We start from the raw sequence: 25,380 nt of genomic DNA on the forward strand, positions 1-25,380 counted from the left end.
TATTCAAAAAGGAGAGATCTTATGTTTAAAAAAGCAAAAATGAGGTTACAGGGAAGTAGTTTAAAGAACCGTATACTTGTTATAAGTTTATTCATCACGTTAGCCGCCTTAGTCGGTTGCGGTGCCGATACTTCTGAAAAGCAGAATGCTTCAGACGGGCAACAAGATATTTTAAATCAGAATGCAGCCGCCCAATCCATTACACTTCTGAATGTTTCATATGACCCTACCCGTGAGTTGTATCAGGAATTTAATCAGGCTTTTGCTAAGTACTGGAAGGAAAAAGAGGGGCAGGATGTGGTGATAAAGCAGTCGCATGGTGGTTCGGGAAAGCAGGCCAGAGCAGTAGTAGATGGTTTGGAAGCGGATATGGTGACTTTGGCATTAGCCTATGATATTGATTCAATCAATAGTATAAAAGAGCTGATCCGAAAAGATTGGCAGAACCGGTTGCCGCACAATTCAACACCATACACTTCTACCATCGTATTTCTTGTGCGTGAGGGTAACCCGAAAAACGTAAAAGACTGGGATGATTTGGCGAAGTCCGGCATATCTGTGATCACTCCTAATCCTAAAACTTCAGGAGGGGCGCGCTGGAACTATCTTGCAGCATGGGGATATGCATTGAAGAAGAATAATCAAAATCAAGATGCAGCGGAGGATTTTGTAAAGGCGATTTACAACAATGTCCCGGTTCTGGATTCGGGAGCCCGGGGAGCTACTACCACTTTTGTTGAACGTGGTATCGGAGATGTTTTGATTACATGGGAAAATGAAGCGTTTTTAGCGAAGAGAGAATTTGGTGAAGGAAAGTTTGAAATCGTGGTTCCCTCAATCAGCATTCTTGCTGAACCGCCGGTAGCGGTTGTAGATTCTGTAGTGGATAAAAAGGGAACGCGTAAGATTGCGGAAGCTTACCTTGAGTATCTTTATTCGGATCAGGGACAGGAAATTGCAGCCAAAAATTATTACCGTCCCAGAAATGAAGAGGTTGCAGAAAAATATGCAAATCAATTCCCTAAGATGGAGTTATTTACGATTGATGAAGTGTTTGGTGGATGGTCAAAAGCCCAGAAAGAGCATTTCGACGATGGCGGTATTTTTGATCGGATATATACTAAATAATTTCTTGAGTTGAAAAAGGATTTTTTACATTTTATATGCAATGTCAAGCATAAAAAAGAGGTGTTGTATGTACCTATCTTTAAAACCTTTTATGATAAAACAAAAGAGTATCATTCCGGGATTTGGGTTAACCATGGGATTTACAATATTTTATCTGAGTTTTTTGACAGTAATACCGGTGTCAATGGTTTTTATCAATTCTTCTACAATGGGATGGAGCCGCTTCTGGAGTATTGTCACAGCAGAGCGGGTTTTAGCTTCTTATCGCGTCACGTTTAGTGCTGCTTTTATGGCAGCTGCCGTGAATGCGGTTTTTGGATTGTTGGTTGCGTGGGTTTTGGTACGGTATCCTTTCAAAGGGCATAAGATCATAGATGGGTTAGTTGATCTTCCCTTTGCATTGCCGACCGCGGTGGCGGGTATTTCACTCACTACATTGTATGCCCAAAATGGGTGGATGGGCAGATATTTGGCTTTATTCGGGATCAAGGCTGCCTATACTTCACTAGGCATCATTATTGCTCTTGTGTTTGTAGGACTGCCTTTTGTGGTTAGAACTGTCCAGCCTGTACTGATAGGACTTGAGCAAGAAGTAGAGGAGGCTGCAGCAAGCCTTGGTGCGACAAGGTTAACAATATTTTTCAAAATCATCCTGCCTGAAATTTTACCGGCATTGCTAACGGGATTTGCACTAGCCTTTGCAAGGTCTTTAGGAGAATACGGGTCGGTTGTTTTTATTTCGGGTAATATGCCTATGAAGACGGAAATAACTCCGCTGCTTATACTAACAAAGCTTGAGCAGTACGATTATTCGGGAGCAACGGCGATTGCCGCGGTAATGCTGATGATTTCTTTTTTTATGTTGCTAACGATTAATATATTGCAGTGGTGGAGTTTCGATAGAAATAGAGGCTGATAGGAGGGGGAAAATGGCTGGAACTGCATCGATGAATTGTCAAAAAAATCATTCCTTACGTAAGAATGTGAAAGGAGAATTGCCGATAGCGCAATGGGCGCTCACAATGATCGCATTGTTTTTTTTAGCAATAATACTGCTGATACCTCTTGTTGCAGTTTTTGCTAAAGCATTTGAACAAGGAATTTCGGTATACATCGCATCTATTAGTGAGCCTGACGCAATAGCGGCATTAAGGCTAACATTGCTCACCATATTGATTGTCGTACCTGTCAATACTTTGTTCGGTGTTGCTGCAGCATGGGCGATTGCGAAATACGACTTTAAAGGAAAGAATATTTTAATCACGGTGATAGATTTACCTTTTGCGATATCACCGGTTGTGGCAGGGTTGATTTTTGTGCTGCTATTCAGTACGACCCATGGTGTGCTTGGCCAATGGCTATCCGATTATGGGTTTAAAATTATTTTTGCTCCGCCGGGGATTATTATCGCCACTGCTTTTGTTACACTCCCTTTTGTTGCACGTGAAATTATCCCATTGATGCAATCACAAGGGTCATCGGAGGAAGAGGCAGCTTTAACTCTTGGAGCAAGCGGTTGGAAAACTTTTTTGTTTGTTACTTTGCCTAATATAAAATGGGCTCTTTTATATGGGATGATCTTAACCGCAGCCAGAGCGGCAGGAGAGTTCGGTGCCGTATCAGTGGTGTCGGGGCATATACGAGGTTTGACCAACACACTGCCGCTTCATGTAGAGATCCTATATAATGAATATCAATTTGTAAGTGCTTTTGGGGTAGCTTCTATTTTAACATTTTTAGCCGTAATCAACTTAATTATTAAGAATATGGTGGAGTGGAAAATTAATCAGCAAATTAGTAGAAAGTATAAGCGTATAGGAGGGTAACATGAGTATTGAAGTGATAAATGTTTCTAAAAAATTTGATATGTTCACTGTATTAGATAATATTCAATTAAAGATTGAAACCGGAGAATTAGTTGCTCTATTAGGTCCTTCCGGGTCTGGAAAGACAACGCTTTTGAGGATCATCGCAGGGCTTGAGACAGCTGATTCAGGCAGTATTTTTTTTGATGGACAGGACAATACGGAAAAACATGTTAGAGATAGAAAAGTCGGATTTGTTTTTCAACATTATGCTTTATTCAAACATATGACTGTTTTTGAGAATATTGCTTTTGGATTAAGGGTACGCCCACGTAAATACCGCCCCGGTAAGGAGCAAATTCATAAAAAGGTTATGGAACTGCTTGAACTGATCAAGCTGCAAGAATTGGCAAATCGTTTCCCGGCGCAGCTATCCGGGGGACAAAGGCAAAGAGTTGCACTTGCCAGAGCGCTTGCCGTAGAGCCGAGAGTTCTGCTGTTGGATGAGCCGTTTGGAGCGTTGGACGCCAAAGTCCGGAAAGAGCTTCGTCGATGGATTAGAAGGCTTCATGATGAATATCCCGTTACAAGCGTTTTTGTTACCCACGATCAGGAAGAAGCCTTAGATGTAGCCGACCGGATCGTTATATTGAATGATGGAAGAATCGAACAAGTAGGCACTTCGGAAGAGGTATATGATAATCCTGTAAATCCTTTTGTATATAACTTTTTAGGAAATGTAAATCTGTTCCATGGAAGGATTCAAAGTGGAAAAATACACATAGGGTCTATTCAGATGGATGTGCCGGAGCATCGCAATATTATGGACAAAAAAGCGACAAGTTATGCCCGTCCGCATGATATAGAGGTAAGACGGGACCCCGGCGATGAGAATTTTATTCAATCAAAGATTAGCTTTATTAGATCCGTTGGACCGATTGTACATATGGAACTGCAGAGATTGGACACGCAAGAATATATAGAAGTAGAATTAAATAAGGAAATCTACCGGGAATTGAAGGTAGCAGAAGGCGATCACGTTTTTGTACGACCTAAGGGGTTTAAGGTGTTTGTATAGTGTCAGTTTTTCGGAGGTTTCCCAGCTACTTGAGTTATTGAGTTATTAGTGCTAATAGAAAATACCATAAAAAGGTTATACCTTAGAATGTAAAATACTTAATGGGACTTATATAGTAATTTAATTTTAATATACTAATATTGATTTTACAAGTATTTTGTTTAGGAATAGATGCAAGTGATGTTTAATGTTATAAATCCTTTATTTTTTCCAAAATATCTGGATTATTCATTTCCCATGTTTCTTGCTCTTTTCTTATCTTTATTAAGTGTTCTTGCATATTGTCTTTTGTTAAAAATACGCCGAAATCGTCAGGAATGCTTTCTTCATTCACATGTAATATTCTATTAAATACATAGTTACCTATTTTCTTCCGATAGTGAGACTGATCGGTGTAATTTATAAAATTATCAGGTGGGCTTGTCGTAATTGAATTGTATCCGGAAAAATCCCATACAGGATATATGTTCACAATTTCTTTTTTCCATTCTTCAAATTCACTCCAGAGACCCGCTTTTTTAATCCCTTCCCATTGTAAAGCATGAGCGGGATGTATTAAAACTGTTAATTCTATACTATTTTCTTCACATATAGAAATAATCTTTTCGAAGTAGCTTATCTTCTGTTTAGAAAGTGCAAATTTCCCGTAATTACCTTCTTCTTTAAGATAATCTTTCAAGTGCTCAAAAAAACGGTTCTTCCCTTGTTTCATCATCTTTTCACTTTGGAGAATGATTTCTTCTTCATTTGCACTTCCATTCTGCAAATATTTATTTGCAGTATATTTATTTTCATTCATACTGTTGTCAAGTAATACATGTATGCTATCTTTAATAGATTGTTTTGTTAACAAAATTCGTATCATATCATCCTTGGCAAAAAAACTGGAGTTTAATTGTTTCTCATCAAATTTCTTATTATCATTTTTTAGTTCATTAAATGCCGCAAAATCAACACCAACTATTACTTTTTTCAAGGAGTTATTATTTAATAATGCATATTCTAAATACCGCATTTGTTCATAAATACCAGCACTGGAAAGGCCACAATTATAAGCCCTTTCACCGGTACTTTCAAAGTAATAGCTTGGGTCAAGGCCATTTCGAGTCCTTGACGAACCTAAAAAAATTATGTCTGGTTTGTAAAGAACAATTTCTCTAGCTTTCATTAAATACTCTTTAGTTTCTATTTTTTTAAGATTAAATCCATTAACAGTAGGTGTTTTAAAAACGTTATATGGATCAATTAGATAATTAACTACAACTATTAGCGAAATAGATAAAGCAATCAACACTAGTACAGTAAAATACCATATTTTACAACTTTTCATATAAACACCCTCTAGAAATTAAAATATAAAAACTCAGTTATCCTTGTTAAGTGCAAAATTGAATATAAGAATAGTACAAAAGTAAATAATAATGTATACCAAGTAGGATGAAATTTCTCTTTTAATTGAACTGTGTTTTTAAGGCAAAGTATAATAAAAAAACCTAATAAAATATACTTAACAGCAGATGTTACATTTTTAAGCGGCAAAGTGCTAAAAGTTACTACTTCTGAAGTTATGCTTGGGAAAATGTTAATAAATTTGGAAGGTAGAATAATCCCATTAAATCCAAACATCCCTTTTAACACTTTTATTGCATCGCCAAAATGAACTGCTCTAAAAAATACAAGTGAAAAGTTTATAAAATTAAAAGTTAATATCCATGCCAATATTTTATTCATTTTAAAATTTGTAGATTTCCAGTATCTATGTGTTATTGTTGCTGCTCCATGTAAAAATCCCCAGAAGATAAATGTCCATCCTGCTCCATGCCAGAAACCACTTATAAGAAATAATAATAATAAACATAAATTCGTTCTCAGCATCATATAGCGTTTTAAACCAAAAGGCATAAAAACTTTCCTCAGCATAAACTTATTTAAGGGAATATAAATATATCTATATAAAAACCTACCTAATGTAATGTGCCATCTATCCCATACCTCTTGAATATTTAGTGATTTATAAGGAGAATTAAAATTCATTGGCAAAATAATATTGAATAACAAGGCTGCTCCCATAGCCATATCCGTATAACCACTAAAATCGAAATATATTTGAAAGGTATACGATAATGATACAACCCACCCTTCAATTAGCGATAAAATATTTAAGTGGTCAAAGCCTTGTGTTGCCCATGCAGCAAATGTATCGGCCAGTATCACTTTCTTGAATAATCCAATAGAAAAAATGAATATCCCTAAAGCTTGGTTCTTATATTTCACTATTTTGTTTTTGATATCTCCAAACTGCGGCATCATTTCTTTATGATGAACAATAGGTCCGGCAATTAACTGTGGAAAAAAAGTAACGAACAATGCATAATTTAAAAAATCAAACTCACTAGTTTCTTTTCTATAAGAATCTACAATATAAGCAATTTGCTGAAATGTAAAAAAGCTAATTGCTAAGGGGAAGCTTATATTCAAAAAAGGAATATTACTCTTGGTTAAACTATTTATATTTGAAATAAAAAAATCAGCATATTTAAAATATCCTAATAGTCCTATATTGATACAGATTCCAATAAATAAAACAAATTTTTTATTGAACTTAAAGTGTCCACAACTCAATAGTAAGCCAATCCCATAATTAATAATTATTGAAGATAACATCAGGGGTAGATATATAACATTCCACCAAGAATAATAGAATAATGAACTTAATACTAACCAAACCTTAGAAAGAACAACTAGCTTCTTTTTATTAAGATAGAAATAGATGCTCACAGCTATAGGCAAGAATAAGAAAATAAACTCGAATGAATTAAATAACATGCTTCTACTCCAGACAAAAACTTTAATTTTGGCAAAAACTATAATTATTATAACAAGAAACTATAAGTTTGTTAATATGTTTAGCGTGTTTGAAGTATAATATTTTAAGGTGTAGGTGCTTTATATTATATAATGGTGAGAGGAAATAATGGAGAAAAAGTATTTGAATCGGGAAAAGGAAAACAGGAATACATCAGCATTATTAAAGAATGAATAATTCAAGCCTGACCCCGAAGTTTGACCCCGAAGTTGGATACTTCTTGTCTAAGAAACTTCTGGAGCAAGGCTGCCGAGTGATTGGGATGGATAATATTAATGATTATTATGATGTGAATCTTAAGTATTCACGTTTGGATTTGCTTAAGCCCTTTGAGAAGTTTACCTTTATTCAAGGCGCTATTTCGGACAAGGATATGATTATGAATGTTTTTAGAGAGTACAGACCAAGCGCAGTAGGGTTTAAGCTTAAAACACCGATACAGGAAGGATTACAGAAATTTGCGGATTGGTATGTTGAATACTATAGAGTGAAGTAGGCATATTCGAGTTCTTGAGTTATTATGATAATATATGATATCCATTAGATATAGTTTAGTCTAGTGGGTATTTTTTGTCTTTTGATAGAACATGTATTCGGATGTCCGTCATATATACATCATTCCATACCCAGCAACCAAAGCACACTTACTCCCAAAGCATCAGCTATGACGGCAAGCTCTATATCAGTTACCGGCCTTGTCTTTGCTTCAATTTTGGATATTGTGGTTTTTTCCAGTTCAATTCCACGGACAGCAAGACGGGCCAGCAAGTCTATTTGAGTGACTTTAGGCTTAGATTTATAACGAGCTTGGCGAACACGATCACCTATTTTTATAGGCTTTTTTCAGAGGTTTCCCAGTTACTTGAGTTATTCGGAGGGGAAATAATAAGGAATACATATTTAAAAGAGACGAAGATAAAAGGTGTCTAATAAAATTAGTAGAAGAGTATAAAGAAATGATGGGGTATAAAGTATATGGTTTCGTTATAATGGATAATCACTATGATTTCATAATACAAATAATAGATTAACCCTTACAGAAAACCATGCATAGAATCAATAATAAATACAGTAAGTACTATAATCATAAAAACAGGAGAACCGGACATGTCTTTGAGAGACATGGGGACAGGTGAAGCGTCCTACTAAAATATTCCATACAGAGCAATCTTTTGAGAAGATATTCTTGGAAGATTGTTTTTTAGTTCATTGTAAATCAAAGAGGCATTTGATATAATAAGGTATAAGGAAGGCGGTAGTGGTATGGGGCAGGACAATGATCAAAGAGTCAAGTTAGATGAGATTCTAAAGTCACTTTTTGCAGTTTCAAAGAAAGTACTGATTGAAATGATGAACAGTTTGTTTTATGAAAATTTTGATGTGGATATGGTAGAAGTGACATTTGAAAATAATGAATTTATATCAGATGAATATGATATTATCCGTGGGGATTTGTTTCTTAAGATCTCACAGAATGACAAGCCATATCATTACCACATAGAACTTCAAACACTGAATGATGCTACCATGGTAATCCGCCTTTTTGAATATGGCTTTAAGAAAGCAAAAGAACTGGCAAAATATGAAGGAATAGATGAAACAGTAATCTATATTCCCAAGCAGTTGGTTATTTTTGTTGAACAGAATCAAAATATCAAAGATGAATTAAAAATGAGATTGGTATTCCCAGATGGACAGGAAGTAAAATACACTGTTCCAGTAATGAAATATTGGGAGTATGATGACCAGAAAATTATAGAGTGTAAGATGTATCCGTTGTTGCCGCTGCAAGTATTTAAGCTTAGATATAAAATGGAAAGTTTAAGGAGAAAGCAGGGGAACAATGAAGAGGATATGAAAGAAGCCGTTCTAGAAGCAAAGCAAGTGGCAGAGGTTATAGCAAGAGCAGGCAAACAGTTATATGATAATAAGGAAATAAATGGAGATGATCTACATAGAATATTGCTGGCCATTTCCAATTTATTTGAATATCTAAATCAAAGGTATGGAGATAATGAATTGTTAGAAGAGGAGGTTCGGAAGATGACTAAATCTTTATATGATCCAGTAGTTGAGGAGAAAGGAATAGAAAAGGGAAAGATTGAAACAGCAAAGGAAATGTTAGCAGATGGTGAACCAATTGAAAAAATAATGAAATATACAAAGTTAATCCCAGAGCAAATTGAAGAGTTGAAAAAAGCAATAAAACATTGAATGAAAGGGTGGGTGCCAGTGAAACCACCGAAAAAAGCCTATAAAAATTCGGAAAAAGGGGTCAGGATTGACAAATTGACAAAATAAGAATATAGTAGGTAAAAATAGTAATAGGTGATAAGATACCAAGAAAACCAAGGATACATTATGAAGGTGCTTTATATCATGTAATGGTGAGAGGAAACAATGGAGAAAAAGTATTTGAATCGGGAAAAGGAAAACAGGAATACATCAACATTATTCAAGAATGAATAATTCAAGCCTGTTTCTTTCTGATCATGAGCATGGTATCAAGTTTCTTGTAGAGTTGGTCATCCAAGCGGTTTAGTATTTCAGAATCGGTGGTTTCATCAATGTTGATATATTTTGATTGACCATTGTCTTTATAGCTGAAGCAGGTTCTTTGACCACATTCATCCTTGAATTGAGCCATCAGGCTATTCGCTTTTCGTCTTAATGCTTGCTCTCTGGCATTGGTAACGTCGAATTGAAAATATGGTTCTATAAGGTCAACAACAGCATCTGTTGTAATTTCATTTAGCCCTGCCATTTGCTTCAGGATTTCGTTCCTTGCTTGTTTCTCCAATGTGATGGTTTTGCTCATATACTCAGTCCTTTCAGAAAATTATTTATTTTCATTATCTTTGCTACCGCTTCATTGGATTTTCTTTGTTCATTTTTGAGATTAAGAGGATCATTAAGATGATCAGCCCAAGCCTTAAGGTGTTTGTCATCCACCTCTAGCTTTCGAATCTCCGATAATATATTACTGAATTTTTTTGCGGCTGCTGTGCAAAATGTGTGATAATCATGGCTAGCCGCGACATTAAGTCTTCTTTCCTGTTCGTTTTTCTTTCTCTCCTGCGCTAAGTCTAATACTTTGGATCTGGTTGGAAGCTTATTGTTTTCTCTGGCTTCTGCTTTTACCTGCTCAACCAAGTCCTTATTATCTGCCAAAATTTCAAAGCGTTTTTGTTGATCTGTAGTAAAGTTAAGGTTTTTCACAATCTGTGATTTGGTTTTCTGAGGTGGGGATAGATTTTCACAGGTATGATTCGAGGCATTTCCAACTTCGGTGCACCGGTGCACTGAAGTTAAATCGTTTCTGGTTCCTTGGGCAGTGGGGATGTTTTTTAATAATTCACCAATCTTAACTTCAGCATCCAATAATGCTTCGGCTAGCATCCTGCATTCTTCTTTTTTTTGATCCCTTACCGCCTGAGCCAATTTCAATTTTTCTATAGCTCTTATTTCTGCCCGGACGGAGGCCAGTTTCTCTCTTCCAACCAAAATGAATTTGCTCAAATCCTCTAATGTTACAGGCAGGTCAGATTTGCATTTTTCTATTTTAGAATTATCCATCTGTTTTTTCTCCCATTTAACAATTGCCTATCTAAATAAGTTTATAATGAGTGAGTGAATCACTACATTGCAAATCAAAACGTAATCAATAACTTCCATACAATACGAATGATATATGAATGTGAAAACGCTGTAAGTGTATGCACATATTTACATAATATGAATAAGCGTATTATATTGTTACCATGAATAGTAACTCCTTGTTGAATATACCTTTTCAAAGCAAATGTGCCAGTCGCTTGAGTTATTAACTTATTTATCGCAGTCTGTATCGGTCACTTAGCTTAACTCTATCAAACGGTTGTTTGAGATAGATTACAGAGTAAGCATGATAGCTGATTATTTTTTTATGTTTACACGAACTGATGCTCGTCACTCCATAATTTATTGTAAATAAAGAACAGCTCTGATATAATTAAGACATAGGTAGTAGGTGGTGATAGGGTGGAAGTAAATGAACAAAGAGTCAAATTGGATGAGATTTTAAAATCATTGTTTGCGGTATCAAAGAAGGTATTAGTCACGATGATGAATAGCTTGTTTCATGAAGACTTTGATGTGGATACGACAGAAGTGACATTTGAAAATAATGAATTTATATCCAATGAATATGATATTATCCGGGGAGATGTATTTTTGAAGATTTCACAAGATGAAAAACCTTATCACTATCATATAGAGTTGCAGACACTAAATGATGCGACAATGGTGATTCGACTTTTTGAATATGGATTTAAGAAAGCAAAAGAGTTGGCAAAATATGAAGGAATAGATGAAACGGTAATCTACATTCCGAAGCAATTAGTGATTTTTATTGAGCAAAGGTATGAATATAGTGTTAATAATCAATCGGGAGGGCATCTTATATGCAAACGGAAGTAAAGGGCATCGTTATTATCGGAAACGGCATTGCAGGCCTGTCAGCTGCGGAAGCGGCGAGAAAGCAGGATGAGAATATCCCTATCACTATCATTTCAAACGAGAAGTATTTAACGTATTATCGCCTCCGTTTATGTGAATTTATCGGTAAAGCGTTGGATTCAAACAGTCTAAATGTTCATCCTTTAAGTTGGTATGAAGATAGAAATATAGAAGTGCTGTTGAATAAAACCGTAATGCTGGTGAACGCGGCTGAAAAGCTTATTCAATTGCATGATGGGTTACAATTGTCGTATCATAAGCTTATTATTGCCAGCGGAAGCTTTAGTTTCATTCCACCTGTGGCGGATACACCTCAGAATGTGATCATGTCACTTTGGAATATGGATGATGTGTATGGCTTGAACGATGAGGTAGAACATATACGACATGCAGCGATTGTTGGCGGTGGATTATTAGGATTGGAGGCGGCTTATCACATGAACAAACAAGGTATAAAGACTACCATCATTGAGTTTATGCCCCGTTTGCTGCCTAACCAGCTGGATGAGCATGGGTCTCGAATCTTTGCAAGTAAAGTAAAGAGCCTGGGAATAGACATCATAACTGGAAGTACGGTGCAGTCTATAATCGGAACTGAAAGAGTAGAAAAAGTAGTTCTTAATACAGGTAAAATCATTGATGCACAGCTTGTGTTTTCCGCAGCCGGAGTTCGCCCAAATCTCAGTATGGTTAAAAGTACACATGTAAATATAAATAAAAGAATCATAGTAGATCAGTTCATGCGAACGAGTGATGCCGATATCTACGCTGCCGGAGATGTAGCGGAATACAATAATAAGTGGCTCGGTTTATGGTCTGCTGCGATGAGTCAAGGGAAAATCGCCGGTACAAATGCTGCTGGGGGTCAAATGGAATATAAATTGGAAACACCTCCATATTTCTTAAATTCTATGGACACAAAAATTTTTTCAATCGGTGATATTGGAAGAGATATGTCATCTGCATATGAGACTATACAGTGTGTGAACGAAGAAGACTATCTATATCAAAAGCTGTTTTTTAAGAACAATAAGATTATGGGTGCTATACTCATTGGTGATACAAAAAACAGCAATAAAATCAGTATCGCAATAAAAAACGGTATGACAAAAAATGAGTGCCAGGATTTAATTTCTGAATATGAGTAGAAAGGCATAAGAGCCAGTCACTTGAGTTGTTGGCGATATTTAAGCTGTATAATAGCTGTATAATAAATGAGCAATTTAAATTATAGAAAAATTTGTACATCAGCATGTATAGAATGTGGAATATAATGGATTTACAGGATAAGAGAGACATGATAAAATACAAATCACCGGATAATTATCATTAGCATAGACATATAACGTATTAAGAAATAAATCGAAAAGGGGAATGAATCATATGAGTATTTTAGTCACCGGAGGGGCTGGATACATAGGAAGCCATACATGTGTAGAATTATTAAATGAAGGCTATGAGATTATCGTAGTGGATAACCTTTCCAATAGTAAGACGGAGGCACTAGAAAGAGTAAAAGAGATCACAGGCAAAGATCTCACATTCTATGAAACAGACCTTTTAGATAAAGAAGGTCTTGAAAAGGTATTTGCAGAAAATAGTATTGAGGGTGTTATTCACTTTGCAGGTCTTAAAGCGGTAGGAGAATCTGTTCAAATTCCACTGAAATATTATCATAATAATATTACCGGAACCCTTACCCTGTGTGAAGTAATGCAGAAATATGGGGTAAAGAAAATAGTGTTTAGTTCTTCCGCTACAGTGTACGGGATGAACAATAAATCTCCCTTAACGGAAGATATGCCGTTAAGTACAACTAATCCTTACGGCAGTACTAAGCTAATGATAGAACAGATTCTACAAGATATTTTTAATTCCGATTCATCTTGGAGCATTGCACTCCTAAGATACTTTAATCCTATTGGAGCCCATGAAAGCGGCAGAATTGGTGAAGATCCGAATGGGATCCCTAATAACTTAATGCCTTATATCACGCAAGTTGCTGTAGGGAAAAGAGAGAGACTAAATGTTTTCGGAAGTGACTATAATACTCATGACGGTACTGGGGTCAGAGACTATATCCATGTGGTAGATCTTGCAAAAGGGCATTTGAAGGCAGTTGAAAAAGTGATGAATACTACAGGTATAGAGCCATATAATCTTGGTACAGGTATAGGATACAGTGTGCTTGATGTGGTGAATAGTTTTGAAAAAGCTACAGAGCAAAAGGTTCCGTATATATTAACGGACCGCAGACCGGGAGATATTGATGAATGCTTTGCCGACGCCACTAAAGCGCTGAATGAATTAGGATGGAAAGCAGAAAAGAACCTCGAAGATATGTGTAGAGACTCTTGGAGATGGCAAAAGAAAAATCCTAACGGATATTAAGTGAAGGTGCCGGGCACTTGATTTCTTGAGTTATTGAAAAGTTTATATGTAAAATATTTACATGTTCTAGAGGGTATGGTAAGATATAAGCTGTAACAATAGAGAAGAAATAAACAAAGGAGTATTCAATATGGTAAAAAAACGCAGCTTGCTTTATCTTCTTACGATCCTCTGGTTTGTAGTGATCCTCTCTTTTTCAAGTGATCCTGCTGAGATTTCCAAGCAGAAAAGCGCTTTGATTTTAGAGAAAGTTGAGCCGGCCATTGAGCGGGTTGAACGACACTTTGAGTTGGAATTCTTCGATAAAGACAGTCTTCATTTTTATATTCGTAAAAATGCCCATATTTTTAATTATTTCGTTTTGGGGATGTTATTAACTTTATGCTGGAAAGTATCGGGAGTGAAGGGACATAAGTCGTATTATCTGCCTTGGGTTGCAGGGACTTTATTCTCGATGCTGGACGAATTTTATCAGACATTTATTCCGGGCCGCAGCGGAGAAGTCCGAGATGTGTTTGTAGATAACACCGGTATTGTAATGGGGCTGATAGTTGCCTCTATCTTTTATAGCATCATCGTAATACGAGTGAAAAGAGCCAGGTGCTGAGTCATTGCTTAAATTTTTTTAACAAGGCACTTCGTCTTGCTTTTTTTTCTGCCTCATATTGATTTTGTGCTTCTTTTACAGCAGTGGTCGACAAATCATTATTTTTCAGTTCCGTTTCCATTTCTTTAAGGATGCTATTAAATTTAGCGTCGCATTCATTTTCCAAGCTCTGTCCTAAAGATAGATATTTCAGCCCTAGTTTTATTTTAGCGGACATCTTTTCTGAGTCAGAGATGTTCTGATATTCTGCTTTTCCTTGAGAGATTAAAGTGTTTAGTTTGGAGATACTTTCGTTTTTTAAGCTTAAAAATTTAGTACTATATCTACTTACAATTTCACTTTCTAAAGGTTCAGGGGAAGGCACAGTTTTTTGCGGTGAAAAATTTTTTTGATCCGGTGAAGAAATTGTAAGATTATTACTTGTATTGCTGTCTACATCACTGATAGTATCTTCGTTTGTATTATCGGCCTTCACATCCTGGGTTGATTTTATATCTTTATCTACATTCATATTTGTATCATCAGATATATCGTAACTTTCCTCATTGTCTTGAGTGTTCACCACAATATCATTGCTATTTTTAGAATCTTTTGAAGTATCGGGCTGAGGGTTTGCTTTCATTTGAGGTATATCACTATTATCGTTGTTGATGTGGGGGTTGAAAGACCACAAACTATATATACCTATTATAATTATTGCAATAAAGATAAATACTTTTTTATTCATATCGTCACCTTGAATCCCTTAATGTGTCAGATTTATTGGTATTATACCCTTATAAGATACAAGATGCAAGAGAGGATTAAATGATATAAGGCTATTTACTGTAGTGGCAGGCCTTGTGTCTGCCCTATATAGGAGACTGTCATAAAGTCAAATTTAGCACATAGAAGGAGTGAAGCATGGGGACGGAGCTACTGCTGCACCTGGTTTTGGTGAAGCTGAAGCTCCGTCCCCATGCTTTGCGACTGACCGACGAAGCACTTTATCACATCCTTCTATAAAGTATTCATATATTCTTGTGGGGAGACACAAGGCCTGCCGCTACGGATGTAGCTTTTTTACAAATAGCATTGATAGCATATAAAAATTAGGACAAGTCAGGAATATTTTCCGATTTGTGCTAATAAAATGTAGTGAGTAGACAAGGAGGGGTGAATATGGAAAACGAAATAGATTTGCTTCAACTTTATCACATATTGATGAGGAGAAAATGGATCATCATATTTATAACGCTGATAGCTGTAATCATATCTGCAATCTTTAGCTTTTTTGTTGTACAACCTGTCTATGAAGCTAATGTCAATATCATCATTGGTAAGGAAGAGGCGCAGTATTTTTTGGAGGACAAGTATACGAATAGTGATATCGCGTTATATCTCCAAGTGGCAAAAACCTACGAGGAAATTGCAAAGTCAAGAGCTGTACGTTATAGGACGGAGCAGGCGGTGCAAGACGGTAGTTTTGAACAGGTCAAAAATATAAAGGTGGCATCCAAATCCAGTACTCAGGTTCTGACTATTACGATCTCTCATTTTTCTGCTGAAGCGGCAGCAGTATGTGCAAATGCTTTAGCAGAGAATTTTATTCAGGTAGCAGGGGAAGTACTGCCGGCCGGGCAGTTAAAGATATTGGATAAGGCAGAACGGCCTGAGCAGCCTTCTTCTCCCAACCGAAAATTGAACATTGCCATCGGGTCTGTGTTAGGGATGATGATTTCTATTGGAATTGTCATGTTACTGGAATTTATAAATCGGTCCATTGAATCGGAACAGGATGTAAAGAACTATCTGAATCTTCCTGTTTTGGGTGTTGTACCGCAATAAAAGTGAGGAGAAATATTATGTTGAAAAAGCAGTGGCTGGTTAATACATTTAGTAATTTTAGAGTAGTGATGATCATAACATGCTTGGTTTTTAATATTATCCTTGCAGGGGCCCTTTGCAGGCAGTGGATAGTATCGCATTCATATGAAAAAGATATTGAACAGAAACAAGTGGAGCTGGACAAGTACAGAAATTCAATGGATGAAGCAGTAAAAGCACAGCTTGATTCATATTATGCGCAGCAATTACAAAAATTGATGAGTGAGCAGGAGTTATCTTTTTTGGCGCAAAAGCAGTGGAAATATATCTTAACATTAAACGGGAAAATAGTAACTAAAGATATTCTTTATATTAACGATACTTCTGCACATATTATTTTAGCGGAGGTTGTTCAAGACAAGGATATCCTCCCTTCTGAAATTTTGAAAAAAGGAACTATTACCGGAAGTGATTCAAACGATCATTTGCAGGATCATCTGAGTGTTATTACGAATATTCCTTATACTACAAAAACGGAGGAGACTGCGCAAGGGCGGAGAGTGATCTATGATTTTAAGGATATTCCTAACGGAACCATCATCAATCTGAAACCCAGTGTGCTGTTGACAGACCGATTAGGAGTGGGAGAAGAAGGGGCGTGGAACAGCCATATTGAGATTATAAGGCAATAAACTATTTCAAATAAAAGTGGAATAAAAAAGGACAATCACGAATAAGTTGTTTAATAATAAGGCATAAAATATAAAAATCATCGGGGTGAAAAAGGGGAGGGGGTTATGAAAATTACAATAATAAATTTAAAAAAAATAGCAGCAATCATGTTAGTTTGCTCATTTTTAATGACTTTGGGCAGTATTACACCCAGTTATGCCAAAGAGAGCTCATCCAATAGTATCGTTTCTATCAGCGCGTCTTTTGATGAGGAGAATAATGACAATATAATAGTAAGGGCAGACTTGAATGCCGGATGTCCATGGATGGAGAAAGTAGCCAATACCATGAATAGAACCCAGATATGGGGGGATTACGGCAAAGGATGGTTTTTAATCAAGGACTATGAGATCAGCTTTAGCGGAAATAAATTTGTATGGGATCTGAAATCAATGGATGATAGAAACGAGAGTGAAGTGCTTAGATCCTATGCAGCGGGAAATACGGACCGTTTGAAACTCTATGTGCGATATAAGAGGGTATTGAATGATGAGATCATCGAGCTGTATAAAACCTTTTATCTGGGCAACATTAAGCAGGATGTACAGTTAACTACCAATCATGAAGAACAAAAGTATGCTCCCATTAGTTATGATTTTCCCATTGTAGCGAAACAAGGAAGCAATATTGAACTGTATTTGGATGCTATCACACATCCGGAAGAGCAGTACACCGTAAAAATAGTAGGGGATAATAATTATGAAGAAACCGTAGAAGAAAAAGGCTCTAAAAACAAGAAAGCTTTTAAATGGAGTCCGGAAAAAAGCGGTACGTTTTATATTGCAGTGTATGATTCTAAATCTCAAATGATTTTAAAAAGAAAAGTATATGTAAAATCCCAGGATAACAAGTATCTTCAGTTAGATGACTTGTCCGTTCAAAATGAAAACGACACCGTATCGGTAAGACTATCGGTAGCCGGCACGCGCCCTAAAGATTTTGATGGAGATATCAAAAAAAGTTTGCAGGTTGTGATTTCCGAGCCCTATGTTTGGTCTAGAACCATCAAAGACTATAACAATGATGGGATTGTTTATAATGAGGTGTATGGAGCCTATGAACTCCAAGAAGGGCGGGACGGTTTTTCATTTGGTTCCGGGATTTACAGGATATATGCGGCAATTAAGCCCGATTATTCTATTGAGCCGGAAGATAAGATTTCAGTACATTATAAAAAGAGCGGACTGGAGAATATAAATTTTAAAGTCAAATATGATGCCAATCGGCAGCCGGATGGAGACGGAAGATATCTCTTTAATTCTTGTGAGCCATTGAAGTTTAATTTTTATGTAGAAGAAGAGCAGGAAGGTTGTGAGTACGCATTCTTTTTGGAGGACGCGAGGGGGAAAAGGCGGGTGAAGGATTATTCCCCGGGCACCGAATTCACATGGCATCCTGCTGACCCGGGAGAATACAAAATCTATGCACGTATCCGTCAAGCAGGAAGTGAAGGAAATATTCTGCAAAATTCTTATGAAAAAGAAGTATGTATTCCTATACGTATTGGAGATTTAGACAAATATATAAATATTAGAAACGTAAAGATCGGTGGGGAAAAATGGACGATACAAAATGGCAAAGTCACCAATGCACCAAATAATAATCAGATCAGTGCACGTGAGCTTAATGTTGTTGAAATCGATGCGGAGAGGGAGGGACCTATATTTGGAGTTCCTATAAAATGGAATAGGCTCATGTACAAAGTATGTGTGGTGGCAAAAGAACATTATTATCAAGTGTCTCCATATACCTTTTCAAATTACATCCCTATTTATCCTAAAAATACAGGGGAATACCGTATGATTGTAATGGTGAAGGATTCCACTTCCGGTTCTTATGAAGATTATTGTGAAATCAAACTAAATGCAAAGTAGTTTAAACATACGATAGACACAAAGGAAAAGAGGGGTCAGCGAATGATAAAAGAAAGGTGTACGATTCGTACAGATACAAAGGCAAATATCATAGAAACATACCGTATGCTGCAGGCTAGCGTAGACGCAATGATACATGATAAAAAGATTAAAGTCATCGCATTTACCGGCCTCATTGACGGAAAAGGCAAAACAAAGCATGCGTGCAATATTGCCATATCCATGGCACAAGAAGGGAAAAAGATTCTGTTAATGGACTGTGATATAAAGAACCCTAAGGTGCATGAGTTCTTCGAAGTTTCCAATGATAACGGACTTACACGTTTGAAGGCAGCTGCGGATTATCAGCAGGCTGTCTTCAAGTTTTCTGAATTACCTACACTGCATGTTCTCACCAGCGGGCCAAAGGTAGAAAACCCACAATACACGTTGGATACTGCAAGGATAGAAGTGTTTTTAGATACCATTAAAGAAGCATATGATTTGATTTTAATAGACGCACCGCCGGCAGGACAGGTTGCTGAAGGAGTAAAATTGTCCGCAGCTGCCGATGGAACCGTACTGGTAATGGCAGTCGGAAAAACACCGGTAGCCACAGCAGTGCGGGTGAAGGAAATACTGGATACCGTAAAAGCCAGTATTTTGGGTGTGATTTTAGAGAAGTAAAATTGTTGACTTGGATACAATTTTGGGATATAATGGTTTGTGGTGAATTATAAAAGAATTAGCAGTATAGGTATCTTTTATACCTTGATATATAATAAAAGAAAGTAACAGCTTGATACGGATTTACAGTAATAATCACACCCAAAATGACCTTCTTAATACTTGACAGAAATAGACTATTTAAGTTATTATTTTATGGTAGGATACATAACGAGAATAATTATAAATATATAGGCAAACTTATCGAAAGGTGAGGACGCAAAGCCATGGGTCTAATGCTGATCATGCGATGATTGCCAGGTTGCCGCGAATATTTTTGTCAACAGAGCTCGATGCGGGATTATTGCCATTGAGCTTTTTTAATCTTTATTTATAATTTAAAATTTTTTTGTCTTAAAGCTGTGTTATTTGCACAGTAAAAAGTGGTATATTTCCAACAAATGTAGAAGTGAGGTTAATTATGGAATTAAGGGAATATTTGCAGATTATCAGAAAAAGAATTTGGCTGGTTGTAATCATTACGCTGATTTCTACAATCGCATCAGCAGTTGTCAGTTTTTTTGTTTTAGAGCCTGTTTATCAGTCCAATACCAGTCTTTATGTAGGTAAAAAGATAGATGGGCAAAGTGCTATTGCATATCAGGATTTGCTTTTAGGCAATCAACTCGTAAAAGACTATCGTGAGCTGGTAAAGAGCAGACTAGTTGCCAACCTGGTTATTAGTGAATTGAAGTTAGAAAATATGACTACCGGAAGAATGTCTCAAAAATTAGGTGTTAATTTAAAAAATGACACACGATTGATCGAAATTACCGCGGAAGATACAAAGGCTGAGTTGGCAGCACAGATTGCAAATAAAGTAGCGGAAGTATTTCAGGTAAAAGTAGTTGAAATCATGGACGTGGAAAATGTGCAGGTGATTGATAAGGCAGAAATACCTCTCAATCCGATAAAACCTAAAAAATACTTAAATGTCGCTATTGCGGCTTTTATAGGTCTGATGCTGGGATTTGGAATCATCTTCTTGATTGAGTATCTGGATAACACCCTAAAAACCCCGACGGACGTCGAAAGACATCTGGAGCTGCCGGTCATAGGCACCATACCGGTGTTTCCGGAGTAAAGCATTTTAGTGAATAGTTAATAGTGAATAATGAATAGTGTAAAGCGTTGATGTAAAGGAATGACAGATTATGAGAGTAGACAGCAGCATTACATTTGACAAAGCTTTTAAGTTTGCTATTAGGATTGTTGATTTATATAAATATCTATGTGAGAATAAAAAGGAATATGTCTTATCTAAGCAGATCCTGCGTTGTGGAACCAGCATAGGTGCCAATATAAGTGAAGCTAGTAAAGCACAAAGTAAAAAAGATTTTGTTAGTAAATACTATATCGCTTTTAAAGAAGCAGCTGAGACAGAGTACTGGATTAAGTTACTGATTGCAACAACATATATAGATGAACAAACAGGAAATTCATTGCTACTAGATATAAGTGAAATACTTAAGTTATTGCATTCTAGTATAAAAACTGCTAAACAAACTCTAAGTAATTAATGGTGAGTATACTGCTAATTTAAAATTAATTATTCACTATTCACTATTAATTATTAACTAGGAAAGGAAGATATTAATGCAGGAACAGCGTCCGTCGTTGATTACGCATAACAACCCAAAGTCGCCTATTTCCGAGGCCTATAGGGTTTTGAGAACGAATATTCAGTTTTCCGGTGTGGATAAGCCGTTGAAGATCATGGTTGTGACCAGCGCGGGGCCGGGAGAAGGGAAGTCGACTACCATTGCCAATCTGGCCATTACTTTTGCACAGTCAGGGAGTAAGGTCTTATTGATTGACGGTGATTTGAGAAAACCGAAGGTACATAAGACGTTTAATACCCATAACCAGACAGGCCTTACCAATGTGCTTGCGCAGCATGCGGATTACAAGCAGTATGTAAAGCAGTGTGATATCGATAATCTAGATATTCTGACATCGGGGCCGATCCCTCCAAATCCTTCGGAGCTGCTTTCATCTAATTCTATGAAGAAATTGTTGGAGAGGTTCCGTGAGGACTACGAGATTGTTCTGATCGACGCACCTCCTGTGGGCACTGTTACGGATGCGGCGATATTATCAACCATTGTAGATGGTACGATATTGGTGGCAGCTTCGGGACAAGTGGAGATAGAGGCGGCACAGAGAGCAAAGCAGCTATTGGAAAAGGTGAATGCAAATATTATCGGTGTAGTATTGAATAAGCTCAGCAAGAATGAGCAAGGGAATTATTACTATTATTATTACTATTATTACGGGGAAGACGACGGAAACGACAAGAAGAAGAGGAAAAAACCCAAAGAGCCGAAGGATAAAGAATAGAGAACATAGGATAAAGGATCGCCAATGGGGAGGTACACATGTTTGTAGATATTCACTGTCATATCCTGCCGGGGATTGACGATGGAGCCAAAGATATGGATCATGCTGTGGAAATGTGCAGGATCGCCGAAGAAGAAGGCATAAAAGAGATTATTGCAACACCCCACTTCATTGAGGGAGATTTGCATAATGATAAGGTAGTTGTGCAGGAAAAAGTGAAGGAACTCATGGGCGTATTGGAAGAGCTGCATATTAATGTCGGCATTCATCCCGGTAATGAAGTCTTTATTACGCCAAATCTTGTGCAGCTTGTAAAAGATGGGCATGTCAGCAGTCTGAATCACACGAAATACATACTTGTCGAGTTTCCTATGATGAGCATACCGGATTATGCCCAGGATATTTTTTATGACTTGCAAATAGAAGGATATACACCTATCATTGCTCATCCGGAGCGTAATATGATTGTTGCTGAAAAGCCTGACAAATTATTCGAGTTTATCAGCCGTGGTGCGCTTGCACAGGTTAATTCCACAAGTATCAGTGGAATTTTTGGTAAAAAGGTGAAAGAGACTGCTTTGTTTTTGTTAAAGCACAATATGGTGCATTTTATGGCCACTGACGCGCACACTGCAAGAGGAAGATCACCGAAGATGAACAGGGCGTTAAACGTGATACAAACACAGCTGGGCGCGAAAACGGCGGATATGCTGATGTATAATAACCGGTCCTTGTTAAATGGAGAAGATATAACCGTATTGGAGCCGCTAAAAGGAAAGACGGACAAAGGTATTTTTACATTTAGGGACTTGAAAAAGCTGGGAGCATTGTTGTTTGGGTCACACGGTTGAGGAAGAAAGTTGAGGAAATTAGATGAGAAGAAGAGCATTGTTGATTAGTCTGGCAATTATCGTTTTACTTGGTGCTGTTGGTGTATTTGTATTAAATAACGCTTTCAGTTTGCTTTTAACACAGGAGTTTTCTATAAGCAATGCAACTGATGAGCAGTCCGATCAAAAAAAGCAGCAAGCAGAGGACATGGTACAATCGGATAAGCAAGTTGAAGTAAATACCGTTGATACTGATGAAGCAGTTGACAAGAATATTGAAGAAAGCAAACAAACGCCGGATGTAAAGCAGGAAGCTGAGAATAAACCTGTTATAAAATCCCCTTCCCAAAGTGCCGATAAGCAGACCGATGTTTCAAGTGAAAAAGGACCTCAACAGAGTAAACCGACACAAATCAAGGAGAATACACCTTCCGTTCAGCCTGCTCAGAAACCGCTTCCGGTTGAAAAAGTTGTTGTAGATGAAACAAAAATGAAAGAAATTGAGAAGAAAGTATCATTTACCGATAAGTCAAAAGCACTCTCTATTGTATTAGGGAGCTTGACGAAAGAGGATTACAAAAGATTACTGGAAATGTCTAAGGATGGCGTGACACAACAAGAGAAGCGGGAAGCAAAAGAGATTTTGAGCAAACGGTTGACAGAAGAAAAGAAGCAGCAGTTGAAAGAATTATATGATAAATATGACGAGTTGTTGTTACAATAAATTATATAAGATGGATTTTACAGTAAAGTAATCAAATCGTAATATAATTTTATCACTAAAAATATAGCGGATTTAGTTAAATTATGGTATATTATTTTTAATATGTGTTTTAATGTATTTGTTGAGGAGTGGTATATTGAATAATAAGAGAAAAAGAAAGCTAGGCTGTGTCATGAGTGCGGTTCTTATTGGCATAAGTTTGCTGAATGGGACGCCTGCCGTAAAAGCAGAAACAGCTGTGAGTTTTGACGATATACAGGGTCACTGGGCAGCGCAGCAAATCGTTGCCGGTGCGGCGCAGGGAATTATATCAGGTTATGGGGACGGGATGTTCAAACCTGAGAAGGAAATTACCAGAGCAGAGTTTATGGCGGTGATTAACAGAACCTTTGGATATACCGAAAAAGCCGAAGTGGATTTCACGGATGTTAAAACCGGTGATTGGTTTTATGGTGAGGTTGCTAAAGCCGAAGAGGCGGGATATGTGACCGGATATGATGACGGTACCATCAAACCCGATAGCTCTATTACCCGTGAAGAAGTGGCAGTAATGGTTTCAAGGATTATCGAACTTGAGCAGAATGATGAATCTCAAGCGTTGGACAGTATTACAGATGCAGTACGAATGGGCAGTTGGAGCAAAGGTTTTATCGGTGCGATTGTTGAGGCAGGGTATATGAGAGGATATCCGGATGGATCCTATAAACCAACCAAGCCCATCACAAGAGCAGAGTCCATTGCGCTGTTATCCAAAGTTATGGGCAATTTATACAATAAGCCGGGCAGCTACGGTCCTGAAAAAGGACAAGTTACTGTTGTGGGAAATGTAACCGTGGCATCCACAGGAGTCAAGTTGCGTAACATGGACGTTAAAGGAAACTTATATCTAACTGAAGGCATTGGTGATGGTGAAGTCAGTTTGGATGATGTAACAGTAAGCGGGAAAACCTTCATAAAAGGTGGCGGACCTAATAGTATAGTAGTAACAAATTCAGAGTTAGGAATCACCATTATAGATACAAAGACAGGAAATGTACGCGTACTCGCATCGGGAAGCACGAAAATTGGCAAAGTGACTTTAAACTCCGGTGCGAAACTGGAAGAAAGCGATCTAACAGGAACCGGTTTTGAAGAATGTGAACTTTCATTGAATATTCCCGAAGGTGAAGAGGTTATATTTGACGGAGAGTTCGAAATGATGGATGTTGCATCAAGCAATGTGAATATCAGCTTGCAGGGAGGCAAAGTGAATAACCTCCAAGTAGGTGAAGGGATTGAAGGAACTAAGATAGATGTAGCAAATAAGGCGCAGGTATCAAATATGACATTGAATGCGCCCATCGGTTTAAATATTGGCAGCGATGCAGAAGTATCTACACTGATACTAAATGCGGCCGTGTCCATCACAGGACAGGGAAATATCGCAAATGCGGTAATCAAAGTAGATGGTGTGACAATGGAAAAGATGCCGGCTGCTGTAGAATTTGCGGAAGGTGTTACAGCCACTGTTAACGGGGAGCAAATCACCCAGAAGACTCCTAGCATAGGAGGTGGCGTAGCAGCGCCGGTAACAACTGTTAATCCTGCAGGAATTAATTCCGCATGCGCGGTGATCGGCAGCACAAGTATAGTCGCTCAAAAGGTTGACGGTAGCGATAATTCGTTTATCATCTCTATTCCGTCAAATATAAATGATTCTGATAAATTTACACATATTTCTATTGAAGCAACACAGAATGCAAAACAAATTGAAGCAAGGGTTAGTATACTAAGTGAGAGTAGGTCTAAAACCGTAACGTTATCAAATGGTCAAGCGTATATCACAGCAGGAGATATTTTGGCGGCATTTGGTGGAGAAGATAACAATAATGATGGGATCACTTTCTCAGAAATAAAAGGTTATATATCATTAATGATGGTTGACGGCGACTTGGTAGATGACCAGAATAATAGATATCCCATATCCATCACCTTTACTATCGAGTAATGAGATATAA

The 25,380-nt window shown here is 37.3% G+C and carries 25 protein-coding genes and 1 riboswitch; of the genes, 20 read left to right on the top strand and 5 right to left on the bottom strand.

The genetic code is table 11. The features are described 5' to 3' along the window. Window positions 1-21 precede the first annotated feature (21 nt). From QKW49_RS16905 to QKW49_RS16920, 4 genes are all read left to right on the top strand, one after another. A complete protein-coding gene (locus tag QKW49_RS16905) occupies window positions 22-1,128 on the top strand; it encodes a sulfate ABC transporter substrate-binding protein (protein WP_282863836.1) in 1,107 nt (368 codons plus the stop codon). A 67-nt stretch (window positions 1,129-1,195) separates the two neighbouring features. Further along, complete coding sequence (gene cysT / locus QKW49_RS16910) at window positions 1,196-2,044, top strand: sulfate ABC transporter permease subunit CysT (protein ID WP_282863837.1); 849 nt, start codon at window positions 1,196-1,198, stop codon at window positions 2,042-2,044. A gap of 31 nt (window positions 2,045-2,075) precedes the next feature. After that, the gene (gene cysW, locus QKW49_RS16915) at window positions 2,076-2,954 is read left to right on the top strand and encodes a sulfate ABC transporter permease subunit CysW (protein WP_282868166.1); all 879 of its coding nucleotides are present in this window, start codon (window positions 2,076-2,078) and stop codon (window positions 2,952-2,954) included. 1 nt (window position 2,955) lies between these two features. Further along, window positions 2,956-4,011 carry a sulfate/molybdate ABC transporter ATP-binding protein gene (locus QKW49_RS16920; RefSeq protein WP_282863838.1) on the top strand — a complete coding sequence of 352 codons (1,056 nt, stop codon included), beginning with the start codon at window positions 2,956-2,958 and terminating at the stop codon, window positions 4,009-4,011. A 190-nt stretch (window positions 4,012-4,201) separates the two neighbouring features. Here the strand turns inward: QKW49_RS16920 and QKW49_RS16925 are convergent, their stop codons facing one another. After that, a complete protein-coding gene (locus QKW49_RS16925; RefSeq protein WP_282863839.1) occupies window positions 4,202-5,341 on the bottom strand; it encodes a hypothetical protein in 1,140 nt (379 codons plus the stop codon). Between the two features lie 11 nt (window positions 5,342-5,352). Continuing rightward, window positions 5,353-6,837: an MBOAT family O-acyltransferase gene (locus tag QKW49_RS16930; RefSeq protein ID WP_282863840.1), complete on the bottom strand. Its 1,485-nt coding sequence runs from the start codon at window positions 6,835-6,837 to the stop codon at window positions 5,353-5,355. A 209-nt stretch (window positions 6,838-7,046) separates the two neighbouring features. On the opposite strand from QKW49_RS16930, the gene QKW49_RS16935 reads away from it, so the two are divergent. After that, the gene (locus tag QKW49_RS16935; RefSeq protein ID WP_282863841.1) at window positions 7,047-7,373 is read left to right on the top strand and encodes a hypothetical protein; all 327 of its coding nucleotides are present in this window, start codon (window positions 7,047-7,049) and stop codon (window positions 7,371-7,373) included. A gap of 767 nt (window positions 7,374-8,140) precedes the next feature. Further along, window positions 8,141-9,091: a hypothetical protein gene (locus QKW49_RS16940; protein ID WP_282863842.1), complete on the top strand. Its 951-nt coding sequence runs from the start codon at window positions 8,141-8,143 to the stop codon at window positions 9,089-9,091. Between the two features lie 256 nt (window positions 9,092-9,347). On the opposite strand, the gene QKW49_RS16945 is transcribed toward QKW49_RS16940, so the two are convergent. Together QKW49_RS16945 and QKW49_RS16950 are read right to left on the bottom strand one after the other, a co-directional pair. Beyond that, the gene (locus QKW49_RS16945; protein ID WP_282863843.1) at window positions 9,348-9,695 is read right to left on the bottom strand and encodes a hypothetical protein; all 348 of its coding nucleotides are present in this window, start codon (window positions 9,693-9,695) and stop codon (window positions 9,348-9,350) included. Continuing rightward, window positions 9,692-10,453 (bottom strand): hypothetical protein, encoded by a 762-nt coding sequence (locus QKW49_RS16950; RefSeq protein ID WP_282863844.1) that lies wholly within the window; start codon window positions 10,451-10,453, stop codon window positions 9,692-9,694. The genes QKW49_RS16945 and QKW49_RS16950 overlap by 4 nt, the downstream gene beginning before the upstream one ends. A gap of 444 nt (window positions 10,454-10,897) precedes the next feature. Between QKW49_RS16950 and QKW49_RS16955 the strand changes: the two genes are divergently transcribed. The 4 genes from QKW49_RS16955 (at window position 10,898) to QKW49_RS16970 (ending at window position 14,372) form a co-directional block, all read left to right on the top strand. After that, complete coding sequence (locus QKW49_RS16955) at window positions 10,898-11,335, top strand: hypothetical protein (RefSeq protein WP_282863845.1); 438 nt, start codon at window positions 10,898-10,900, stop codon at window positions 11,333-11,335. After that, window positions 11,320-12,522: an FAD-dependent oxidoreductase gene (locus QKW49_RS16960; RefSeq protein WP_282863846.1), complete on the top strand. Its 1,203-nt coding sequence runs from the start codon at window positions 11,320-11,322 to the stop codon at window positions 12,520-12,522. Before QKW49_RS16955 ends, QKW49_RS16960 begins: the two co-directional genes overlap by 16 nt. 235 nt (window positions 12,523-12,757) lie before the next feature. Continuing rightward, window positions 12,758-13,765, top strand: a complete 1,008-nt coding sequence (galE, locus tag QKW49_RS16965; protein ID WP_282863847.1) for a UDP-glucose 4-epimerase GalE — start codon at window positions 12,758-12,760, stop codon at window positions 13,763-13,765. Between the two features lie 130 nt (window positions 13,766-13,895). Then, window positions 13,896-14,372, top strand: a complete 477-nt coding sequence (locus tag QKW49_RS16970; RefSeq protein ID WP_282863848.1) for a VanZ family protein — start codon at window positions 13,896-13,898, stop codon at window positions 14,370-14,372. A gap of 1 nt (window position 14,373) precedes the next feature. On the opposite strand, the gene QKW49_RS16975 is transcribed toward QKW49_RS16970, so the two are convergent. Next, window positions 14,374-15,099 (bottom strand): hypothetical protein, encoded by a 726-nt coding sequence (locus QKW49_RS16975; protein ID WP_282863849.1) that lies wholly within the window; start codon window positions 15,097-15,099, stop codon window positions 14,374-14,376. A 434-nt stretch (window positions 15,100-15,533) separates the two neighbouring features. Between QKW49_RS16975 and QKW49_RS16980 the strand changes: the two genes are divergently transcribed. The 10 genes from QKW49_RS16980 to QKW49_RS17025 all read left to right on the top strand — a co-directional run bounded on the left by QKW49_RS16980 (window position 15,534) and on the right by QKW49_RS17025 (window position 25,370). Continuing rightward, complete coding sequence (locus QKW49_RS16980) at window positions 15,534-16,199, top strand: Wzz/FepE/Etk N-terminal domain-containing protein (protein WP_282863850.1); 666 nt, start codon at window positions 15,534-15,536, stop codon at window positions 16,197-16,199. A 17-nt stretch (window positions 16,200-16,216) separates the two neighbouring features. Further along, window positions 16,217-16,870, top strand: a complete 654-nt coding sequence (locus tag QKW49_RS16985; protein ID WP_282863851.1) for a hypothetical protein — start codon at window positions 16,217-16,219, stop codon at window positions 16,868-16,870. Between the two features lie 105 nt (window positions 16,871-16,975). Further along, window positions 16,976-18,784 (top strand): hypothetical protein, encoded by a 1,809-nt coding sequence (locus QKW49_RS16990; RefSeq protein ID WP_282863852.1) that lies wholly within the window; start codon window positions 16,976-16,978, stop codon window positions 18,782-18,784. A 42-nt stretch (window positions 18,785-18,826) separates the two neighbouring features. Next, window positions 18,827-19,450 carry a CpsD/CapB family tyrosine-protein kinase gene (locus QKW49_RS16995; protein ID WP_282863853.1) on the top strand — a complete coding sequence of 208 codons (624 nt, stop codon included), beginning with the start codon at window positions 18,827-18,829 and terminating at the stop codon, window positions 19,448-19,450. A 223-nt stretch (window positions 19,451-19,673) separates the two neighbouring features. Then, a riboswitch (cyclic di-GMP riboswitch) is annotated at window positions 19,674-19,759 on the top strand. A 151-nt stretch (window positions 19,760-19,910) separates the two neighbouring features. Next, window positions 19,911-20,573: a Wzz/FepE/Etk N-terminal domain-containing protein gene (locus QKW49_RS17000; protein ID WP_282863854.1), complete on the top strand. Its 663-nt coding sequence runs from the start codon at window positions 19,911-19,913 to the stop codon at window positions 20,571-20,573. 70 nt (window positions 20,574-20,643) lie between these two features. Further along, the gene (locus QKW49_RS17005; RefSeq protein ID WP_282863855.1) at window positions 20,644-21,009 is read left to right on the top strand and encodes a four helix bundle protein; all 366 of its coding nucleotides are present in this window, start codon (window positions 20,644-20,646) and stop codon (window positions 21,007-21,009) included. A 76-nt stretch (window positions 21,010-21,085) separates the two neighbouring features. Then, a complete protein-coding gene (locus QKW49_RS17010) occupies window positions 21,086-21,829 on the top strand; it encodes a CpsD/CapB family tyrosine-protein kinase (protein WP_282863856.1) in 744 nt (247 codons plus the stop codon). Between the two features lie 38 nt (window positions 21,830-21,867). Continuing rightward, complete coding sequence (locus tag QKW49_RS17015; RefSeq protein WP_282863857.1) at window positions 21,868-22,680, top strand: CpsB/CapC family capsule biosynthesis tyrosine phosphatase; 813 nt, start codon at window positions 21,868-21,870, stop codon at window positions 22,678-22,680. A gap of 22 nt (window positions 22,681-22,702) precedes the next feature. Then, window positions 22,703-23,383, top strand: coding sequence for a hypothetical protein (locus QKW49_RS17020; RefSeq protein WP_282863858.1), 681 nt, complete (start codon window positions 22,703-22,705; stop codon window positions 23,381-23,383). Window positions 23,384-23,519: 136 nt separating this feature from the next. Next, window positions 23,520-25,370 carry an S-layer homology domain-containing protein gene (locus QKW49_RS17025; RefSeq protein WP_282863859.1) on the top strand — a complete coding sequence of 617 codons (1,851 nt, stop codon included), beginning with the start codon at window positions 23,520-23,522 and terminating at the stop codon, window positions 25,368-25,370. Window positions 25,371-25,380: the final 10 nt, after the last annotated feature.

The organism is Petroclostridium sp. X23 (genome assembly GCF_030013905.1).
In the GTDB taxonomy this organism is placed as follows: domain Bacteria; phylum Bacillota; class Clostridia; order SK-Y3; family SK-Y3; genus X23.

Coding starts and splice junctions, on each gene's coding strand:
- QKW49_RS16905 (WP_282863836.1), top strand. CDS start 22: ATGTTTAAAAAAGCAAAAATGAGGTTACAGGGAAGTAGTTTAAAGAAC.
- cysT (WP_282863837.1), top strand. CDS start 1,196: ATGTACCTATCTTTAAAACCTTTTATGATAAAACAAAAGAGTATCATT.
- cysW (WP_282868166.1), top strand. CDS start 2,076: ATGAATTGTCAAAAAAATCATTCCTTACGTAAGAATGTGAAAGGAGAA.
- QKW49_RS16920 (WP_282863838.1), top strand. CDS start 2,956: ATGAGTATTGAAGTGATAAATGTTTCTAAAAAATTTGATATGTTCACT.
- QKW49_RS16925 (WP_282863839.1), bottom strand. CDS start 5,341: ATGAAAAGTTGTAAAATATGGTATTTTACTGTACTAGTGTTGATTGCT.
- QKW49_RS16930 (WP_282863840.1), bottom strand. CDS start 6,837: ATGTTATTTAATTCATTCGAGTTTATTTTCTTATTCTTGCCTATAGCT.
- QKW49_RS16935 (WP_282863841.1), top strand. CDS start 7,047: ATGAATAATTCAAGCCTGACCCCGAAGTTTGACCCCGAAGTTGGATAC.
- QKW49_RS16940 (WP_282863842.1), top strand. CDS start 8,141: ATGGGGCAGGACAATGATCAAAGAGTCAAGTTAGATGAGATTCTAAAG.
- QKW49_RS16945 (WP_282863843.1), bottom strand. CDS start 9,695: ATGAGCAAAACCATCACATTGGAGAAACAAGCAAGGAACGAAATCCTG.
- QKW49_RS16950 (WP_282863844.1), bottom strand. CDS start 10,453: ATGGATAATTCTAAAATAGAAAAATGCAAATCTGACCTGCCTGTAACA.
- QKW49_RS16960 (WP_282863846.1), top strand. CDS start 11,320: ATGCAAACGGAAGTAAAGGGCATCGTTATTATCGGAAACGGCATTGCA.
- galE (WP_282863847.1), top strand. CDS start 12,758: ATGAGTATTTTAGTCACCGGAGGGGCTGGATACATAGGAAGCCATACA.
- QKW49_RS16970 (WP_282863848.1), top strand. CDS start 13,896: ATGGTAAAAAAACGCAGCTTGCTTTATCTTCTTACGATCCTCTGGTTT.
- QKW49_RS16975 (WP_282863849.1), bottom strand. CDS start 15,099: ATGAATAAAAAAGTATTTATCTTTATTGCAATAATTATAATAGGTATA.
- QKW49_RS16980 (WP_282863850.1), top strand. CDS start 15,534: ATGGAAAACGAAATAGATTTGCTTCAACTTTATCACATATTGATGAGG.
- QKW49_RS16985 (WP_282863851.1), top strand. CDS start 16,217: ATGTTGAAAAAGCAGTGGCTGGTTAATACATTTAGTAATTTTAGAGTA.
- QKW49_RS16990 (WP_282863852.1), top strand. CDS start 16,976: ATGAAAATTACAATAATAAATTTAAAAAAAATAGCAGCAATCATGTTA.
- QKW49_RS16995 (WP_282863853.1), top strand. CDS start 18,827: ATGATAAAAGAAAGGTGTACGATTCGTACAGATACAAAGGCAAATATC.
- QKW49_RS17000 (WP_282863854.1), top strand. CDS start 19,911: ATGGAATTAAGGGAATATTTGCAGATTATCAGAAAAAGAATTTGGCTG.
- QKW49_RS17005 (WP_282863855.1), top strand. CDS start 20,644: ATGAGAGTAGACAGCAGCATTACATTTGACAAAGCTTTTAAGTTTGCT.
- QKW49_RS17010 (WP_282863856.1), top strand. CDS start 21,086: ATGCAGGAACAGCGTCCGTCGTTGATTACGCATAACAACCCAAAGTCG.
- QKW49_RS17015 (WP_282863857.1), top strand. CDS start 21,868: ATGTTTGTAGATATTCACTGTCATATCCTGCCGGGGATTGACGATGGA.
- QKW49_RS17020 (WP_282863858.1), top strand. CDS start 22,703: ATGAGAAGAAGAGCATTGTTGATTAGTCTGGCAATTATCGTTTTACTT.